The 1133-nt window shown below is 44.0% G+C and carries 3 protein-coding genes; all 3 read left to right on the top strand.

Annotated features, from left to right (window positions below; genetic code table 11):
- Nucleotides 1–603: virulence factor TspB C-terminal domain-related protein (locus HMPREF3052_RS00015; RefSeq protein WP_283126921.1), on the top strand; the 603-nt coding region annotated here is incomplete at its 5' end.
- Nucleotides 604–607: 4 nt separating this feature from the next.
- Nucleotides 608–931 carry a DUF2523 domain-containing protein gene (locus HMPREF3052_RS00010; protein WP_070747468.1) on the top strand — a complete coding sequence of 108 codons (324 nt, stop codon included), beginning with the start codon at nt 608–610 and terminating at the stop codon, nt 929–931.
- 12 nt (nt 932–943) lie between these two features.
- The coding region (locus tag HMPREF3052_RS00005; protein WP_283126920.1) for a zonular occludens toxin domain-containing protein at nt 944–1133 on the top strand (190 nt) is incomplete at its 3' end.

The raw sequence follows: 1133 nt of genomic DNA, 5'->3' as shown, positions 1-1133 counted from the left end.
GTTTGTACTTATAAGCACAAGCCAAAAGAAGAAAGTCCTAATGTTGGTTCTACCGGCTCATCAAGTTCCACTAATAAGCAAGACAGCGATTCATCAAGCCCTAATGGATCGTCCGCGGGGGGCGGTGGTGGCGGTGGTGGAAGCTCTGCTTCCCACGCCACCACGCCCGACGGCGGAATGCAAGGGGGCGGAAAGGAAAGTGGAAGCGGTCAAGGCGGAAAGGAAAGTGGAAGCGGCCAAGGTGGAAAGGAAAGTGGAAGCGGTCAAGGCGGTGCGAGTGGTCAAGGGGATGGCGGTGGTGGTCAAAATTATGAATTGCCTGAAGTCCCTGAGTCTCCGTTTGGAAAAGGTGATGGTGAGCCTAATTGGGGCGGCCTTAAGTCTAATGGTGATTTTGGAACATTTAGGCCATCTTCTGCTTTTTCTACTGCCGGTCAGTGTCCTCAAGATATTTTGCTTGATTTTGGTCAGTTTGGTCGTCATTCGTTTTCTTGGTCGCCTATATGCGAAGCTGCCCAAAGGTTGAGATATGTATTTATAACGCTTGCTTATTTCGTATCTGCAATGATGGTTTTCAGAACCGTCAATTCGATGAAAGGATAAAAAAATGCCTGCTTTTATTGCTGGTCTTTTCCGTATTTTAATGTCCTACATTGGCAGACTTTTTGTCACTTTTTTGCCGTCGCTCAAAACACTTTTTTTTAATATTCTTGTTGGCTTGGGCGTGTCTCTTGTTTCTTATGAGGGATTAAGTTTTGCAGTTGAGGGCATTCTTGACTATATAAAAACAAATTATTTCGCTATGCCTGCCGATTTGGTCGGTCTTTTGGGTCTTGCGGGTATTCCTGAAGCGTTCAATGTTATATTTGGCGGTTTTTCTTTTTCTTTTGGAATTTGGGCTTCTTATAGGTCTTTGAAATTTATTAAATAGAGGATTTTTGAAATGATTACTTTAATCACGGGTGTTCCTGGTTCTGGCAAAACCTTGATGGCCGTTTCTGATTTGGCCAAGAAAGTTGATAAAGAATGGGCTGGCCGAAAAATATTTGTTCATGGTATTACTGATTTGACTATTCCGACTGAGCCTATCCCCGATGGCCATTCGATTCACGATATGCACGTCTGGCTTAAAT

The organism is Neisseria sp. HMSC056A03 (assembly GCF_001815685.1).
Classification (GTDB): Bacteria; Pseudomonadota; Gammaproteobacteria; order Burkholderiales; family Neisseriaceae; genus Neisseria; species Neisseria subflava.
Note: the sequence above shows the minus strand (reverse complement) of the source record. Positions and strands in the feature narration are given on the sequence as shown.